At 68.1% G+C, this 16480-nt stretch carries 11 protein-coding genes and 1 pseudogene; 6 read left to right on the forward strand and 6 right to left on the reverse strand.

Annotation, left to right across the window (positions count from 1 at the left end):
- Nucleotides 1-4: 4 nt before the first annotated feature.
- From AMYAL_RS50510 to bluB, 5 genes and pseudogenes are all read left to right on the forward strand, one after another.
- Nucleotides 5-759, forward strand: a pseudogene (locus AMYAL_RS50510) (transposase); the annotation flags it as partial.
- Nucleotides 760-1404: 645 nt separating this feature from the next.
- The gene (locus tag AMYAL_RS0132590) at nucleotides 1405-1848 is read left to right on the forward strand and encodes a hypothetical protein (RefSeq protein WP_020635485.1); all 444 of its coding nucleotides are present in this window, start codon (nucleotides 1405-1407) and stop codon (nucleotides 1846-1848) included.
- 55 nt (nucleotides 1849-1903) lie between these two features.
- Nucleotides 1904-3187 carry an AlbA family DNA-binding domain-containing protein gene (locus AMYAL_RS0132595; protein ID WP_020635486.1) on the forward strand — a complete coding sequence of 428 codons (1284 nt, stop codon included), beginning with the start codon at nucleotides 1904-1906 and terminating at the stop codon, nucleotides 3185-3187.
- A 166-nt stretch (nucleotides 3188-3353) separates the two neighbouring features.
- A complete protein-coding gene (locus AMYAL_RS0132600) occupies nucleotides 3354-4127 on the forward strand; it encodes a S1 family peptidase (RefSeq protein WP_039794506.1) in 774 nt (257 codons plus the stop codon).
- A 143-nt stretch (nucleotides 4128-4270) separates the two neighbouring features.
- The gene (gene bluB, locus AMYAL_RS0132605; protein WP_020635488.1) at nucleotides 4271-4948 is read left to right on the forward strand and encodes a 5,6-dimethylbenzimidazole synthase; all 678 of its coding nucleotides are present in this window, start codon (nucleotides 4271-4273) and stop codon (nucleotides 4946-4948) included.
- Here bluB and AMYAL_RS0132610 read toward each other — a convergent pair.
- The gene (locus AMYAL_RS0132610; RefSeq protein ID WP_026467637.1) at nucleotides 4909-6099 is read right to left on the reverse strand and encodes a globin domain-containing protein; all 1191 of its coding nucleotides are present in this window, start codon (nucleotides 6097-6099) and stop codon (nucleotides 4909-4911) included. The genes bluB and AMYAL_RS0132610 overlap by 40 nt on opposite strands.
- A gap of 218 nt (nucleotides 6100-6317) precedes the next feature.
- Between AMYAL_RS0132610 and fxsT the strand changes: the two genes are divergently transcribed.
- The gene (gene fxsT, locus AMYAL_RS0132615) at nucleotides 6318-8888 is read left to right on the forward strand and encodes an FxSxx-COOH system tetratricopeptide repeat protein (RefSeq protein WP_020635490.1); all 2571 of its coding nucleotides are present in this window, start codon (nucleotides 6318-6320) and stop codon (nucleotides 8886-8888) included.
- 4 nt (nucleotides 8889-8892) lie between these two features.
- Here fxsT and sbnB read toward each other — a convergent pair whose 3' ends face one another.
- The 5 genes from sbnB to AMYAL_RS0132640 all read right to left on the reverse strand — a co-directional run bounded on the left by sbnB (nucleotide 8893) and on the right by AMYAL_RS0132640 (nucleotide 16369).
- Nucleotides 8893-9882: a 2,3-diaminopropionate biosynthesis protein SbnB gene (gene sbnB / locus AMYAL_RS0132620; protein ID WP_020635491.1), complete on the reverse strand. Its 990-nt coding sequence runs from the start codon at nucleotides 9880-9882 to the stop codon at nucleotides 8893-8895.
- Nucleotides 9883-9960: 78 nt separating this feature from the next.
- The gene (locus AMYAL_RS0132625; protein ID WP_020635492.1) at nucleotides 9961-12198 is read right to left on the reverse strand and encodes a lantibiotic dehydratase; all 2238 of its coding nucleotides are present in this window, start codon (nucleotides 12196-12198) and stop codon (nucleotides 9961-9963) included.
- 19 nt (nucleotides 12199-12217) lie between these two features.
- The gene (locus tag AMYAL_RS0132630; protein ID WP_020635493.1) at nucleotides 12218-13144 is read right to left on the reverse strand and encodes a threonine ammonia-lyase; all 927 of its coding nucleotides are present in this window, start codon (nucleotides 13142-13144) and stop codon (nucleotides 12218-12220) included.
- Nucleotides 13141-15435: a lantibiotic dehydratase gene (locus AMYAL_RS0132635; RefSeq protein ID WP_020635494.1), complete on the reverse strand. Its 2295-nt coding sequence runs from the start codon at nucleotides 15433-15435 to the stop codon at nucleotides 13141-13143. The genes AMYAL_RS0132630 and AMYAL_RS0132635 overlap by 4 nt, the downstream gene beginning before the upstream one ends.
- A complete protein-coding gene (locus AMYAL_RS0132640) occupies nucleotides 15428-16369 on the reverse strand; it encodes an ornithine carbamoyltransferase (protein ID WP_020635495.1) in 942 nt (313 codons plus the stop codon). Before AMYAL_RS0132640 ends, AMYAL_RS0132635 begins: the two co-directional genes overlap by 8 nt.
- Between the last annotated feature and the right edge of the window lie 111 nt (nucleotides 16370-16480).

Raw genomic sequence — 16480 nt, forward strand, 5'->3', positions numbered from 1 at the left:
CGCCGCCCGTGCGAGGGCACGTGCCGGGGCGTGGAAGCTGGCCGGTGCGCACGCCCCGGACCGTGGCATCAGTGGCGATCATCCGGTGATCGTCGATGTGGACGCGACGTTGGTGACCGCGCATTCGGACAAGGAGAAGGCGGCGCCCGACGTTCAAGCGGGGCTACGGCTTCCACCCGCTGTGCGCGTTTGTCGATCACGGTGCCGAGGGCACCGGCGAACCCCTATCCATCCTGCTGCGACCGGGTAACGCCGGCTCGAACACGGCGGCCGATCACATCAGCGTAGCGCGGGATGCGTTGCGGCAATTGCCGTTCACCGGCAAGGGCGGCCGGATCGGCCGCAAGGTGCTGATCCGCGCCGACTCCGGCGGCGGCACCCACGAGTTCGTGGATTGGCTGCACGCACGGAAACTGGGCTACTCGCTCGGGTTCACCCTGCCCGATGACGCGGTGCAGCGCATCGCCCAGATCCCCGACCAGGCGTGATGACGAGCGCACACCCCGCGACGGCGCCGGGGTGGCCGAGGCCACCGGACTATCGAACCTGCCCCTACACGGATTCGCCCACAACCAGATCTGGGTCGCGATCGTCGCACTCGCCCTCGAACTGACCGCGTGGATGCAGATGCTCGCCCTCACCGGCCACCAAGCCCGACGCTGGGAACCCAAACGCCTGCGGCTACGGCTGTTCACCATCGCCGGACGCATCGCCCACCACGCCCACCAGCGCCTGACCACCCTGCCCGCACCGACCTGACCAGCCCGAACCGTCCCTACCAACAAGCACCACCACCGGACACGTGGAACCCGGCGACACCCCAGTCGACAAAGGGCAAACCCGCCTACCCCGAACACAAAAAGGAGGTCGCCGAGCCGCCAACGCCGCGGCGCGGGGCGAGGCCCTCACCTGCGCGAAAGATCCGGGCTAGACGGCCAACGCCTCTTTGCAGTGGAACGTGGTTTTCGCTTCCGGCAGGCACCGTTGAGAGGACGGATTTCGGAGACGGCCTTCTCAGGCCATCGGATTTGCGTAGAGTTCGGCACTCTCGACGATCGCTTGCCAGAGAACGGAAGGCGATTTGATGCCACCCATACGTTCAGTGCCGATATGCGGGACCGACACACAGATGTCCGAATCGTGCAGAAGTCGCGGCGGACAGGGCCGTTCCATATAGAGCAAATGCCAATTTTGCTTACGCCCGCAGGCCTATTGTGATCACTGGTCAATTCGCGCAAAAATACCTCCGCACCTCATGGAAGATCCCCCCAACCCGACGGAAACGAGCTGATTCTGATGCGAAGATCACGACTCACGTCAGTTCTGGCAATAATGGGAAGCACCCTTATCGCATTCCTGCTCATTTCCCCTGCCGCATCTGCCACTAATGGCGACCTCGGTGGCATGATGATCCGCGAAGCCTGCCAGGCCGCAGGATTCAACGACGCCGTGCGTCGTTCCGATGTCTGGTTCTGCACGGGGAACAAGCCCGACCAGGCCATACTGCTGAGCAACGTCTGCCGGTGGCAATTCTCCGACCTGGTCGCGGCCGGATTCACCGTCACCAACAACGGCGGCCGTTGCTGGACCAACCCGTCCGCTTACAGCGATGTCGGCGGAATCGCCGTCAACCAGTACTGCAACTCCCTCGGGTACTCCGACGCAACGGTCGGGGAAACCGTCGCGTCCTGGCGGTGTGCCGGGCACGGAACCTCGGTGCCGATCGACTTCCACGCCGCCTGCCGCTGGCAGTATCCGGTCTGGGTCGGCAGAGGATTCAGCCTGGTGTCTTACTTCAACAGCTATGGCGACCGGTTCGGGATCAAGTGCCTCGCCTTGCTGCGCTGACGGTGACCGACCGGAGGCAGGGAACGCCGGCGTGGCGGTCTCGTAGTATCCGGCGATGCCGATCAAGTGGTCACGAATCCATGCCGAGCTGGGGGAATCGCCCACCGCCTTGACGTACGCGATGGTGGATCGCGCGGTGCGCCTGGATATGGCCGAGACCGACGATCTCGAGTGGAAGCGGGCGTTGCCGCAGGGCCCGGACAAGAAGCTCGAGGAGTTCGCCAAGGACCTCGCGGCGATGGCCAACACCGGCGGCGGCCTGATCGTGTACGGGGTGAGCGAGGACGCCGACGAGCGGGCGGATGAGCTGCTCGGCGTCGCCAACGGTAAAGCGGAACGCCAGACCCTGCACTCGTACGCGGCGCGCTGGGTCCGCCCGCTGATCGGCGATCTGGCGATCGAGTCGCTGGACGACGGCCGGGGCGGGCCTGGCCTGATCGTGGTGTTCGTGACGGCCAGCCCAGACGCGCCGCATGTGGTGGTCTACGAGAACAACCGGATGGGCGTGCCCTACCGGTACGGGCCGCACACGAACTGGATGTCGGAGCACGAACTGGAGCGCGCCTACCGGGACCGGTTCTCCCGGCGTGCCGACGACCGGGCGGCGCTGGTCGCGCTGCTTGACGGGTTGAAGCCGGAGATCGATCAGGACAAGGGTGTGTGGCTGGCGCTGGCGGCCCAGCCGGTCCTGTCCCCGCCTCCGCGCACGTCGGGGCCTGATCGCCAGAACGCCATCAAGGCGATTCTCGATGCCGAGGCCCTGGCCGGGGACCTCACGGGCGACACATCGTGGTTTCGAAAGCTGCTGGGGCTTTCCGATGGCGTGGTGGCGAACCCACGCACCGGGTTGCGGCGGTGGCGGTTCCGCTCGTACCGCGCCGATGACAATCTCCAGGCCTCAGCCTCGTGGCCAGTGGTGGAGTTGCACCACAACGGCGGGGTCGCCCTCGCGGTCGAACTGACCAGCACCGTCAGCGTGCCGAAACTCCACGACGCGCACTGGGTGCCGGTCAGAGTCATGGACCTGCTGATCGGAGCGGGCGTCGCGCTGGCCTCGTCGCATAGCCGCACGCTGGGCATCACCGGAACGATCATGGTGCGCGCGGACCTGCTCACCAGCGGATCAGCGCCCAGCCGGCATCTCATCGCCGTCGAACGAGTGCATCCAGACAGCAGCTCTTTCGAGCGTGTCGGTGGTTCCGCGCCCGTGCGGGTACCTGCCGCAGTGGAGGCCACGTTCACCGCCGACAGTGACATCACCGCTTTGCGCGACGCGGCCCGGCAGCTCGCGGAAGACCTCAATCATCAGTTCGGGAAACCGGACTGCAGTCTGCCCTGATCCCGGCAGCCGTCCTTCGCCTTACCCATCGATGGTATGTCCGATTCAGTACCAAGGGAGGTACCGGATACTCGACAGAGCACTACGGTCGGGTGTTGATCGATCAGACACTACTGAATCCCGTCCCATGCAGGACTCCCCTTTCTTCGCAGGAGGCCGAAAAATCATGTGGATCCGACGTATGTCCATGATCGCCGCCGCCCTCGTTGCCGGGTCGCTCTTCGCCGGGCCCGCGGCTGTGGCCGAATCATCGGCTGGACCGCCGATCGAACCCTTCATCATCGGCGGCAAGGTCGTCACCACTCCTTACTCGTTCTTCGCGTCGCTGCAACGCAACGGCCGTCATTTCTGCGGGGCGTCGTTGATCGCCCCGCAATGGCTCGTCACGGCGAAACACTGCGTCCAGGGCTCCACCGGTGGTGGTTTCTCCGCTCGGATCGGCTCGGTCAACACCGGCTCCGGTGGTGAGCTCATCACCGCGGCAAGCGCGACCCTCGGCGCGAACGACATCGCCGTGGTGAAGCTGTCGAGAGCAGCCACCGCCACGCCGATCAAGATCGCGGCCTCCAGCCCGGCCGTCGGCACCGTCAACAAGCTGATCGGACACGGTCAGACGTGCGGTACCCCTGGTTGCGGTGGCGCGTCGCCACAGCTTCGCGAGGTGGACACCACTACCGTCGCGGACTCCCGGTGTACCGCCGATTTCAAGCGAGGCAAGGAGATCTGCTTCCAGGGCGCGCCTGGAACCAGTGCCTGCTACGGCGATTCCGGCGGACCGTCGATTTTGGACGGCAAGCTGACCGGCGCCACCAGCCGATCCGGGAACAACAGCAGCAACTGCCTCAATGGTCCCGGAATCTACAACAGCGTTCCCGGCTATCGGGCCTGGATCGACCAGGTCACGGGTGGTGCGGTGACCGCGTGGGAGGCAACGGCATAGCTGTTCGAAGGTCCTGAAGCCGTTCGGTCCCGAGCGCCGTTGTCGCGGGTCTCTTCACGCTCGGGACCGAACGGTCCATGACACCGGAGGCCCAGTGGGCCCTGACCGCTGGATCCCCGGCCCGGACAGGCACGATCTGGCTCATGACATGTGAACCGGGCGAAGGCTTGTTGTACGAGACGATCCACCGGCGCCGGGACACCAGAGGCGAGTTCACCGGGGAGCCGATTCCGACGGAAATGCTGCACCGCGTGCTGGGCGCGGCCCACGCCGCACCGAGCGTGGGCCTGTCACAACCATGGGACTTCGTCGTGGTGTCCGACAGGGACGTCCGGAAAAGGTTCCGGGAGCACGTGCACACCGAACGGCAGGTGTTCGCGGACCGACTGGACGCTGAGCGGGCCCGCGTCTTCTCCCGGATCAAGATCGAGGGCATCGAGGAGTCGTCCGTCGGCATCGTGGTCGGCTACGACCCGTCGCGTGGCGCCCCCGCGGTGCTGGGCAGGCACGCCATCGCCGACGCCGGCCTGTACTCGGTGTGCCTGGCCATTCAGAACCTCTGGCTGGCCGCGACCGCCGAAGGGCTCGGGCTCGGCTGGGTCAGCTTCTATCGCGAAGAGTTCCTGCGCGAACTGGTCGGACTGCCGGAGAACGTCCGCCCGGTGGCCTGGTTGTGCGTCGGCCCGGTGCGCGACCTGCCTGCGGTGCCCGATCTGGAACGGCACGGCTGGCGGGACCGGCTTCCCCTCAGCGCGGTCCTGCACTACGAACGGTATGCGCATCAGCCTTGGTCGAGCATTCCGGGCCCGAAGACTTCGTAGCGAATGCGTTCGGCGGGCACACCGCGCCGGATCAGCCCGGCGCGGATGCCTTGCATGAACGGCAAAGGGCCACACAGATAGGCAGTGGTGTCCGGTCGCAGCGGCAGCACGTCGACATCCATCCGCCCCGTCCTCGAGCGGCCGTCGTGGTCGCTTTCGTACCAGTACAGTTCGTCGGCATCGCCAAGGCCGCTCACGGTTTGGGCGCATTCGCGACGGAGCGCGTGGTGGGCGGGCGAGCGGTCGGCGTGGGCAAGCACGATCCGCCGGGTCGGCTGGGTACGGGCGAGGTGGTCCAGCATGGCGGCCATCGGCGTGATCCCGATTCCGGCGCTGACGAGGAGTACCGGCCCGTCGCCGGTGTCGAGCGTCGTCTCCCCCGCGGGCGGCCCGAGCAGCAGGATGTCGTCTTCGTTCACCTGGTCGTGCAGGTAGTTGGACACCGCTCCGGCCGGGGCACCCTCGTGGCCGCGGACCCGGCGGACGGTGATCCGCAGCGAACCCCGCCCAGGGCCGTGCGACAGCGAGTATTGGCGAGGCTGACGTCGGCCATCGGGCAGTTCGACCGCGACTGATACGTACTGGCCCGGCGCGAACTGCGGTACGGCCGCGCCGTCGTCGGGGACCATCGTGAACGAAACCGCGTCGACAGCCTCGTCCAGGCGCTTGGCCACGCGCCACCGGCGCCAGAGGTCGGCCGGGTCGAGATCGCCACGCTGATAGAGGCGGGCTTCGGCCGCGATCAGCCGGCAAGCGAGCAACCAGTACACCTCGTGCCATGCCGCGAAGACCTCAGGAGTGACCGCGTCACCCAGGACGGTTCCGACGGCGGTGAGCAGATGGTGACCGACGACCGGGTACTGCTCGGCCCGGATCCCCAGCGATACGTGCTTGTGAGCGATCCGCTCGGCGACTAGCTCGAAGGGCGCGGCTTCGTCACCGGCGGTCAAAGACTCGGCGAAGCCGACCACGGCGGCCGCCAGCGCGAGTTTCTGGCGCCCATCGGCCTGATTGCCCTGGTTGAACAGGTCGAGCAACTCCGGATGCGCGGAGAACATGGACGAATAGAACTCACCGGTGATCTCCGTGGAGTGTGCGCGTACGGCGGGCAAAGTGGCACGAACGACCGCGGTGGACGCTGGTGACAGCAAGGAACTCTCCTTCTTCGGGGAGCAAGGCCGATCTCCTCTCGATCCTGTCGGGAACGAAGTACGGCACCAAGGGATCTTCGGATCACCTGGCCGGGGACCTTGGTCCCTGAGACGCTCGCTCGTCCGGCCGATCAATGACCCAAGCCGTAATGATCCGGTCGCGCCGCTCGACTCATCCAGGGATCGGTCCGGAACCCGAGCGGTGAGGTGGGCGAAGAGTGACTCACGGCGACCCTCCGCTGCCCGGCGGGCAGGTGGTGAGGGACGGCCCGCCCACGATCTGGTATGCGGTGCCGCCGAGGAATCCCCGGTTCGTCGGCCGCGAGTCCGTGCTGAAGCGGATGCGAGAGAACTTCTCCCGAGGCCACCATGGACTCGCGCTGACCGGAATGGGCGGGATCGGGAAGACCCAGATCGCCCTCGAATACGTCTTCCGCCATGTGGACGAGTACGACGCTGTGTGGTGGACGTCGGCGACCGACCTCAAGTCGGTACGCGACTCGTTCGCCGAACTCGGACAGCAAATCGGCGTCGGACGTGGCACCCACGCGGCGCTACGGGCCCTGGCCGGAGACGTTCCGCCGGGAAAATGGCTCGTGGTCCTCGACGGGGTGCCCGATTTCACCGAGATCGACGGGTATCTCCCCCGCGGTCCTCACGTGCATTTCATCGTCACCTCCCGCGATTCGCAGTCGCACGTCCACAAGATCGACATCGACGTCTTCACGCGCCTGGAGAGCGTGCGGTTGCTGACCCTCCGGGACACGGGAATGACCGTCCAGGACGCCGACAGGATCGCCGAGGCGATGGGCGACCTGCCCCTGGCACTGGAGCAGGCGGCGGCTTGGATCGCCGTCACCGGCGATACACCCGAGAACTACTTGAGCATGTTCGACAACGCGCTCAAGGAACTGACCTCCACCGGCGAGCTGCCCCAGCCCGACCTGTCCGCGACCTGGACGGTTTCCCTGCGGACACTGTCCGAGAATCACCCCGGAGCGGAGCTCCTGCTCGGCTTGCTGACCTTCTTCGAGGCCGGTTGGATCAGCCGAGCCGACCTCAAGACGGTGCCGACCGTCGAGATACCCGCCGCGCTCGAACGAGTTCTCACCGACGCCGTCGAGCAGAGCAGGGCACTCCGGGAACTCAACCGCTACATGCTGGTCAAGATCGATCATTACCGCGGCGTCCTGCAAGTGCACCGCCTGGTCCGGGCCGCCGTGCAGCAGCGGCTCGACGAAGACACCGCCGATCAGCTGGGCAGGCTGGCGAGCGTGCTCGAAGACCGGGTCGCCGTCGAGGTCGAGTGGTCCACCGACACCCCCGCCGAAGTCGACCTGCTCAAACGCGACGCCCTCGCCGCCACATTGACCCAGCGCCTCACCGAGACACGGCAACGCGACCCGAGGTCGTCACTGCTGATCCATCTGGACGGGGCCTGGGGCTCCGGCAAGAGCACGTTGCTCAACTTCCTGGGCAGGCGGCTCGCCGGAAGCGGCTATCTCGTGGTCCGGTTCGACGCCTGGCAGCAATCACGGCTGTCACCCCCGTGGTGGGCCTTGCTGTCGGCCTTGCGGCGGAAGGTCGTCACCGACAGAAGATTGTGGGAGCGAGGCCGGTTCCGGCTGCGGGAGACGGCGGAGCGGGCACGGCGATCGGGTGCGCCCTATCTGCTGGCGCTGATCCTGCTCGCCGTGACCGCGGGGGGCCTCGCCCTCGTCGTCAGGGCAGCGATCGGCGGCGCGGGACCGTTCGCGGAGGTCCTCAAGGTCGCCGCACCGGTCGTCACCGCGCTCGGCGTGCTGTGGACCGGCACACGGGTCGCGGCCCGGATCCTGTTGTGGGGTTCGGCGCGCGGCGCGCGGTTGTTCGAGCAGTCGGACAGCAACCCGATGGGCAGGGTGGCCGAGCACTTCGACTGGCTCCTGCGCACCTCGCGCAAACCCGTGGTCTTCCTGATCGACGACCTCGACCGCTGCAAGGACGTCCAGGTGGTCGAGCTGCTGGAGGCGATCCAGACGCTGGTGCGGGACGCACCGCGACGGCACGACCCGGACGCCTCGCTGCCACCGGCCGCGTACTTCGTAATAGCCGCCGACGGAGCTTGGCTGCGCAAGGCCTACGCCGCCGAATACGGCGCGACCGACTCGCTCGGCTACCAGTTCCTGGACAAGCTCTTCCAGCTCACCGTGCCGATGCCTGCCCTGAGCGCCACCGCGCAGCAACGATTCCTCGGCAGGCTTCTGCGCCCTGGCAGCACCGAATCCGTTCCCTGGCAGGAAGTCGAGCAGGCCAAGGAGCGCATCGGCGACGCGGACGGCAACGAACAGGCCGTCGTCGGCACTCTCGCGGCGATGAGCCCCGAATTGCGGGACGCCGTCGCCGTCGACGCCACCAATGCTTTGCTGGGGGCTTCCGCGCGCACCCAGCGGGAGCACATCCTCCGCAAGTTCGCCCCGCTCCTGCCGCCGAATCCGCGCAGTATCAAGCTGTTCCTCAACAACTACACGATCCTGCGCGCCGTGCGGACCCTGGAAGGCGTCGCGGTCGACATCGACTCGCTCGCGCTGTGGACGATCCTCCGGCATCGCTGGCCCGCCGTCGCCGACGTTCTGCAACGAGATCCCGACGCCGTCCGGGGAATCATCGAACCGCTGTGGTGCACGGAGACCTTCCCCGACGAGTTACAGGAAGCAGCGCGCTCCGCCGAACTCAGGGCGGTGGTCCTGCACCGGCCCGGCGGGCCCCTGACGGCCGATGTCATCCGCCAGTGCTGCGGTACCGCTTGAACGATCAGGTACCGAGAAAGTCGGGTACGTGAGTACCCAGGCCGCTTTCGCGGGCACGCCGGTGGACGAGATCCGCGAGGGCGAGGTCCAAAGCACCGAGACCGAAGGGCGAGAAAACGGTGAGGGTGTCCGGGTTTCGCCGGTATCGGTCGCCGTCGAGGAGGAGTTCGCCGAGCGAGTGGGCGATGAAGTCGCGGTTGCCTGCCTGTTGCTCCGCGAGATGCAGCGACGTGGCGGCACGGCAGACGTGGTCGGCGTCGTCGACGACGTTGGTGCTCGCCAGGATCGTCTCCGGGGTGAGGTCGCGCAGCGACAGGTGCAGGATCAACGCTCCCGGCTGACAGCGGGCGACGTCCAGATGCGGGACCGTGGCGCTGGTCGCCAGGGACACCAGCGGATGTGCGGCGAGGGCGTCCTCGACCCGTGTGACGACGTCGACCTTCATCTCCGGCCAGCGGGTGGTGCACCGGTCCGCGAAAGCGGTCGACCGCGCCTGGTCGAGGTCGAACACGGTGACCGAGTCCAGCCCGGCGTACAGGGCGCGCAGGAACGACAGAACCTCGAAGTTGATCACGCCGCATCCGATGAGGGACACCCCGGAGCCGGTCGCGCCGAGGGTGACGGCGGCGACCGCCGCGCTCGCCGCGGTGCGCCGTGCCGAGATGGTCGCGCCCTCGAGGAACACCTCGGGATGGCCGGTCCGCATCGAATTGAGAATGATCGCCGCCGACGCCCGGTCCATCCCGGCCTGGACGTTGCCGGGGAACGACGACACCCACTTGACGCCGGCGACCGGCGCCTCGGGTGTGTCCAGATACGCGGGCAGCGCGATGATCCGGTTCCGGTCGTCGCCGGGGAACCGCAGGAACACCGAATGCGGAATGGCGGACCGGCCTTGGGTGTGCAGGACATAAGCCGTGCGCACGGCCGCCAGCACTTCTTGCTCCGCACCGTCGAGAATCCGCCGGACATCGCCATGGGACAGGATCAGCATGTCCTCAGCCTGACGGGCGGCCGTCGGCTTTCGCAGGGAAGAAAGCGCAGAAAACCCGACCGGGAATTCTTCCGGTGGTCAGCGGTGCACGGCGACGAAACGCAGTTCGGAGGTGTACCGATTTCCTTTGTCGTCGGTGAGCCACGCCTGCTCGGGCGAGGGCAGCATCTCCGTGATCGACAACCGGCCGCCCGGATCCTGCCGTGCCAGCCGCCGCATGGCCTTGGCGAAGATGTTCACATACACCGGGGCGTCGAAGTCCACATAGAACGGACGAGGCTCCCCCGCCGAAACCACGAACACGAACCTCGGAAGTCCCAGTCCTTCACGCCACCGGCGAGCCAGCACGAACCGCCGCGCCTCCGACTTCTCCGACACAAAACCCAGGGACTCCACCGGAACCGACCACGACTCCCGCGCCACCACCAGCTTGTCCACCGTCACCCGCGGCGAATGGTCCGCGTCGGGCATGATCCGGAACAGGTCCATCGCCAGCGTGGTCAGCACGTGACCGAACGCGTCGAGCACGTCGAACTCCGCGCCGTCCGGTAATACGGCGACCAGCCGGTCCCCGCGTGCTTCCACCAGGACGTCGGCACTGAGCACCGCCCGCTCGCGCTCCGGATCGACCGTGTGGTCGACCAGGGCCACGTAGTAGTCCTCAGGCCGGTCCAACGAGTAGCGGATCCGGGCGGAAAGCCGGGACCGGTGTTCCTTGGGCAGCATCGGCAGCAGACGCGGGCCGGGAAAGTCGGCCGCGGTCTCGTCGAGCAGCTCACCGCGCGCCGGGTGCTGGTTGACGAACAGCGAAGCACCGAGGGTGTTCGACGCGACGTGCAGTTCGCCGAGCACCCACTCGTTGTCGGTGCCGGGAACGACGAACACGTCAGGACTGAGGTAGCGGGCCATGTCCCAGCCGGGGACCGGATCGCCGAACTCGTCCCGCACCCGGTCCGCGATGTCCACATGGGACAACCTGACGCGCCGGGCTCCCTCGGGGACGTCGAGGATGCGTGCCCACCGGGCGGACAGCTCCCGGCGGAGCGCCTCGGCCTCGGTCACCGCCGAGCCGTGCAGGATCGGCATGCACGCGAACCAGAACGCGGCCAGGCCGACCGTACCGGCCGCCGTCAGGTCGGTGTGGACCCTCCGCGCGTGGCTCAGTACCGCGTCGGCGAGCCGCGCGGTCAACCAGGTCGCGCTGGTCAGTAGCAGGTCGACCGGCGCGAGCTCGGCCAGCAGGTCCGTGCCGAGCCGCGCCCGCGCCGCCCGGACACAGTCGGAATAGACCAGGCCGCGGCACGGGGCGGTGTTCGTGCCCTTGGCGCGAGTGGCCGCCGAACCGGTCATCGTCGTGAAGTCGCTCTCCAGCGCGGCGAGTTCCCCAGGAAGCTCCGCGGAGGTCGACGTCCGCACCCGATCACGGCCGCGTTCCAGCTCGTCCAGCCAGGCGAGCCACTGCTCCCGGAGACCGGTCTCGCCGACGGACGCCAGCCAGGTTCGCAAGTACCGTTCGGGATGCGCGCTCGCCGGGACGTCCAGCCGCCAGACGACCACCTTGAGCCGCACCAGTTCCGTCACGGCGGCGGCCACGTCGATCGCCGGGCCCAGCTCCTGCTGGATTTTCCGCGCCGAGCGGAGTCCGTCGCACAGTTCGAGAACGGGGCGGAGTTCCGCGGGAATCGCCTGGGGTGGCCTGCCCGGCAGATGGGCCAGGTCACCGGTCACCCGCACGAAGGGCACCCGGCGGGGCGCCACCCAGTCCCGCGACCGCGGATCGTCGCCGATCGCGCGGGCCACCGCGTCGACCGCCCAACTGGCGAAGTAGACGTTCGACGTCGTGATCAGCCCGGAACCGGGCTCGACCTCGACTCCGTTCGCCGACTCGGCCCAGCGGCCCCAGCCCACCGGGCCGAAGAAACCGATCGTGTCGTTCTTCACGCAGAACCGCTGCCAGTACTGCGCGACCAGCTCTTCACGCTGCCGGGGTTTGCTGGTCCGGCCCGCCACCGACGGCTTCCACGCGAGGAAGGACTCGACACCGGTTCGCCAGATGGTGGAGTTCTGCCACTCGACCGCGTCCCGGAAACCCGGCGAGGACGCGATCGACTGGAGCTCGACGGCCGTTTCCACGGCCGTCGTCGCGAACTGTTTCTCGAACACGTCCCACGCGGCCCCGGACAGCCCCGCGTCGAGCCGGTCCGCGGCCGCCGCGAGTCCTTCCTCCGCGAGCCTCAGCACGCCCGCCGCGGGGAAACCCGCGCCCCGCACCGCGAACTGGTCCCACAGCCGCCATTTTCCGCTCAACCAGACCATGTCGGCAACGCTCCTCGGGCTAGCGGACATCGGCGCGGCAGCGCCGCGGGGTGTTCCCACCGGACACGATGGCGACGGCACGGCCGGTGAACCGCGTCCGCAGGGCACCGGCGAGGGCGACGCTCCCACTCGGTTCGGCCTCGACCCCGTCGCGACGCAGCAGTTCCATCGCCGCCAGGATCTCTTCGTCGGTCACCTCGATCAGCTCGTCGACCCGGCGCTGGATGATCGGGAACGGGATCTCGCCCGGCCGCTGACCGCGGAGCCCGTCGGCCACCGTGCGGGACGGCGGCAGCTCGACCGGGCATCCGGCCGCCAGTGAACGGGCGTAGCGCCGGGCCGTCGCCGGCTCCACGCCGACGATCCGGGGTGTTCCGCGCAGTCCCTCGGCGGCCAGGCACACGCCCGCCAGCAGGCCACCACCGCCGGTCGGCACGAAGATCACGTCGAGGTCCGGGACGGCGTCGAACACTTCCAGCCCGACCGTGCCCGCTCCGGCGACCACCGACCGGTGATCCGAGGACGGCACGAACGCCGCGCCGGTGCGGGCCGCGTGCTCGCGTGCGTACCGATCCCGGTCAGCCACCCCTCCTGGCACCTCGATCACCCGTGCGCCGAGCCTGCCGATGGTGGCCGCTTTGACGGCGGCCGCGCCACCGGCGACGACGACCGTCACCTCGACCCCCAGCTCGGCGCCGAGCCGGGCGACCGCGATCCCGTGATTGCCCGACGAGCCGGTCACGACGTGGGTGGTGGCCAGGTCGAGCATCGCGTTCGCGGCGCCGCGGGTCTTGAACGAGCCACCATGCTGCAGATGTTCGGCCTTGAGCAGGATCCCTGGCAGGCCGTCCGGCGCCAGCAGCGGCGTGTGCCGGATCCGGCCCGCGGTCCGCCTCGCCGCCGTCACCACGTCCGCCGCGCCGAGCGGGGGTGCTTCGACGGTCATCGGACGGACTGGTCGACCGCGACGAAGCGTAGTTCGGAGGTGTACCGATTCCCCTTGTCGTCGGTCAGCCACGCCTGCTCCGGTGAGGGCAGCATTTCGGTGATCGACAACCGGCCGTCCGGATCCTGACGCGCCAGCCGCCGCACCGCCTTCGCGAAGATGTTCACGAATACCGGGGCGTCGAAATCCACATAGAACGGACGAGGCTCCCCCGGCGAAACCACGAACACAAACCTGGGAAGTCCCAACGCGTCACGCCACCGGCGAGCCAGCACGAACCGCCGCGCCTCCGACTTCTCGGAGACGAAATCCAGGGATTCCACCGGAACCGACCACGACTCCCGCGCCACCACCAGCTTGTCCACCGTCACCCGTGGCGAATGGCCGGCGCGGGGGCGCAAAGCGAACCGGTCCATGACCCGGTTGGTCATCGCGTTGCTGAACACGTCGAGCAGGTCGAACTCCGCGCCGTCGGGCAGCACGGCCACCAGCCGGTCGTCCCGTTCTTCCACCAGGACGTCGGCGCTGAGCGCCGTCCGTCCCCGTTCCGGATCGACCGTGTGGTCGACCAGGGCCACGTAGTAGTCCTCAGGCCGGTCCAGCGAGATCCGGCTGCGCGCCGACCATCGCGGCGGCTGTTCCTTCGGCAGCATCGGCAGCAGACGCGGACCGGGGAAGTCGACCGCGGTCTCGGCGAACAGCCGCCGGGCGTCCGGATGCTGCATCACCCACAACGACGTACTGGCGGTGTTCATCGCGACGTGCAGCTCGCCGAGGACCAGCTCGAAGTTCCCTCGCGCGACCTCGTCGGCGTCGTCGGCCACGACCAGGACGTCCGGGCTGACGTAACGGGCTTGCGGCCAGCTCGGACCGGTTTCCCCGAACTCCTCCCGGACCCGGTCCGCGATGTCCACACTGGACAGACGGACGCGGCGGCTGTCCACGGATACCCCCAGGATCCGTGCCCAGCGTTCTCGCAGCTCGTCCTGGATGCGGTCGATGTCGGCGATCGAACCGCCGTGCGGGGCGGGCAGGCACTCCATCCACAACGACGCGAGGTCCACGCTCCCGTCCTGTTCGCGCAAGCGGTCGTACGCCTGCCGGATCCGGTCCCCGACGGCTCGCGCGAACCGGCCCGTCATCCAGCGGGCGGCGGTGAGGCACAGGGCCAGCGGAGTCAGCTCGTCGCGGATCGCGGCGCCGATCCGGACCGTGGCGGACCGGCGGCAGTCGGCGTAGATCAGGGCCCGGCACGGTGCGGTGCGCGTGCCCTTGGCGCGTTGCGCCGCGACCTCGGTCAGCGCCTCGAACTCGTTCTCCAGCGCGGTGAACGCCGCGGACAAGGCGGTGGCGTCGGCGCCCGCCGCCTTGATCCGGTCTCTCCCGTGTTCGAGGACCGCCACTTTGGACAACCCGTCCCGCCGCAGTTCCGGGTCCGTGACCCGCTCCAGAACCGACCGCAGGTATTGTTCGGGATACGCGCAGGTCGGCACCTCCAGCCGCCACACGATCAGCCGCCGCCGTCGCAATTCGTCCAAAATGGACATCACGATCTCTTCGGTCGTTTCCTGTCCGAGCTGTGCCGCGATCTCCGCTGGACGGCGGGTTCCGTCGCAGCGCGCGAGCACCTCCCGCTCCTGCGGGTGAAGCCGGTCCGGACGCCGTCCTGGCATCCGCGCCACGTCCCCGGTGACCCGGACGAACGACACTCGGCGTGGCGCGATCCAGGTCCGCAGCCGAGGATCGGCGCCGACCGTGCGCGCGACCGCGTCCACCGCCCAGCTCGAGAAATAGACGTTCGACTCGGCGACCAGGCCGGAGCCCGGTTCGACGACGACCCCGTCGGCCGACTCGTCCCAGCGGCCCCAGCCCACCGGCCCGAAGAAACCGATCGTGTCGTTCTTCACGCAGAACCGCTGCCAGTAGTGCGCGACCAGCTCCTCGCGTTCGCGCCGCTTGCTGGTGCGCCCGTCCACCGAGGGGTCCCACGCCAGGAACAAGCCGATCCCGCGCTGCAGAAGGGCGGGATTCTGCCACGCCACCGCGGCCTGGAAATCCGGCAACGCGGCGATCTCCTGCAATTCCTTGACGTTGTCCACCATCGCTCCGGCGAACAATTCCTCGAACGCGGTCCACTCGGGGCCTGTCCTGTTGGCGAGTCCGTCCGCCGCCTCGGCGAGCCCGAACGGCGCCAGTCGCAGCACGCCGGCGGCGGGGAAGCCGGGGCCACGCAGGGCGAACTCCCTCCACAGCCGCCATTCGCCACCCGGCAGCAGGACGTCTTCAGGCATCGCGCACCGGACCCGCGCACCATTCGAGTACGGCCCGTGCGCTGTGGTACTTGTTCTCCGCCAGGGTGAACGCGAGACTCGCCGGTCCGTCGAGGACCTCCGCGGCGACCTCCTCCCCGCGGTGCGCGGGAAGGTCGTGGAGGAACACTTTCGCGCCGGACGCGGCCATCACTGCCTCGTCGACGTGGAACGGGGCGAACACTTCGCGCCAGTCCTCGGTGTGTTTGACCGTTCCGGTGGTCTGCCACCTCGTGGTATAGACGGCGTCGACGACCGGGAGCGCGGCCATGTCGTGCCGCTCCTCCACCAGTGCGCCATTGCGCTTGGCGTTGAGTTCGGCCCGGTCCAGAAACCGTTGTTCGAGGCCATAGCCCGTCGGCGTGCGCAGGTAGAGAGCCGTGTCGGTGTAGCGGGACAACGCCAGAGCCAACGCCGAAGCGGTGTTGTTGCCCTCGCCGACGTAGAGCACGCGCAACCCTTCGACCCGGCCGAACCGCTGGGTGAGCGTGGTGAGGTCGGCCAGAGCCTGAGTGGGGTGCTCGTCCGCGCACATCGCGTTGATCACGGCCATCCGCCTGCTCACGGCATAGGCACGAAGCTCGGCCTCGCCGCCTGATGTCCGCACCACGAGCATGTCGAGCATCTTCGACAACACGGCGGCGGTGTCCTCGATGGTCTCGCCGGTGTTCTCCTGAAGATCACCGGGACCGTAATTGATCAGCTTGGCGCCGAGCCGGAGTGCGCCGGCGGAGAATGACGTCCGCGTTCTGGTCGAGGTTTTACGAAACAAAATACCCGCGACCGAATCGCGTAACGGTCGTTCGTCCGTCCGGTGGCCGAGTGCGTACTCGACTCCGCGACCGACGATCCATCGCAGGTCTTCGTCGTCGAGATCATTGATGGAGATCAAGTGGCGGCGCGCTGGTTCGGCCATGACAACCTCCGAAGTGTGCTCGACTCAGCCTGGTGCCGGAGGCCTTGGCATGGCAGGGAAAGAGCGGCAACATCCGCACGGGCACCGGCTGCGCGTTTGTCCCTGCGTCCC

Source organism: Amycolatopsis alba DSM 44262 (genome assembly GCF_000384215.1).
Classification (GTDB): Bacteria; Actinomycetota; Actinomycetes; order Mycobacteriales; family Pseudonocardiaceae; genus Amycolatopsis; species Amycolatopsis alba.

What these genes read in the sequence shown, in the direction of transcription:
- AMYAL_RS0132595 (WP_020635486.1), top strand. Translation starts at nt 1,904, where the DNA reads ATGCCGATCAAGTGGTCACGAATCCATGCCGAGCTGGGGGAATCGCCC.
- bluB (WP_020635488.1), top strand. Translation starts at nt 4,271, where the DNA reads ATGACATGTGAACCGGGCGAAGGCTTGTTGTACGAGACGATCCACCGG.
- AMYAL_RS0132590 (WP_020635485.1), top strand. Translation starts at nt 1,405, where the DNA reads ATGATGATCCGCGAAGCCTGCCAGGCCGCAGGATTCAACGACGCCGTG.
- AMYAL_RS0132600 (WP_039794506.1), top strand. Translation starts at nt 3,354, where the DNA reads ATGTGGATCCGACGTATGTCCATGATCGCCGCCGCCCTCGTTGCCGGG.
- AMYAL_RS0132635 (WP_020635494.1), bottom strand. Translation starts at nt 15,435, where the DNA reads ATGCCTGAAGACGTCCTGCTGCCGGGTGGCGAATGGCGGCTGTGGAGG.
- AMYAL_RS0132640 (WP_020635495.1), bottom strand. Translation starts at nt 16,369, where the DNA reads ATGGCCGAACCAGCGCGCCGCCACTTGATCTCCATCAATGATCTCGAC.
- sbnB (WP_020635491.1), bottom strand. Translation starts at nt 9,882, where the DNA reads ATGCTGATCCTGTCCCATGGCGATGTCCGGCGGATTCTCGACGGTGCG.
- AMYAL_RS0132625 (WP_020635492.1), bottom strand. Translation starts at nt 12,198, where the DNA reads ATGGTCTGGTTGAGCGGAAAATGGCGGCTGTGGGACCAGTTCGCGGTG.
- AMYAL_RS0132630 (WP_020635493.1), bottom strand. Translation starts at nt 13,144, where the DNA reads ATGACCGTCGAAGCACCCCCGCTCGGCGCGGCGGACGTGGTGACGGCG.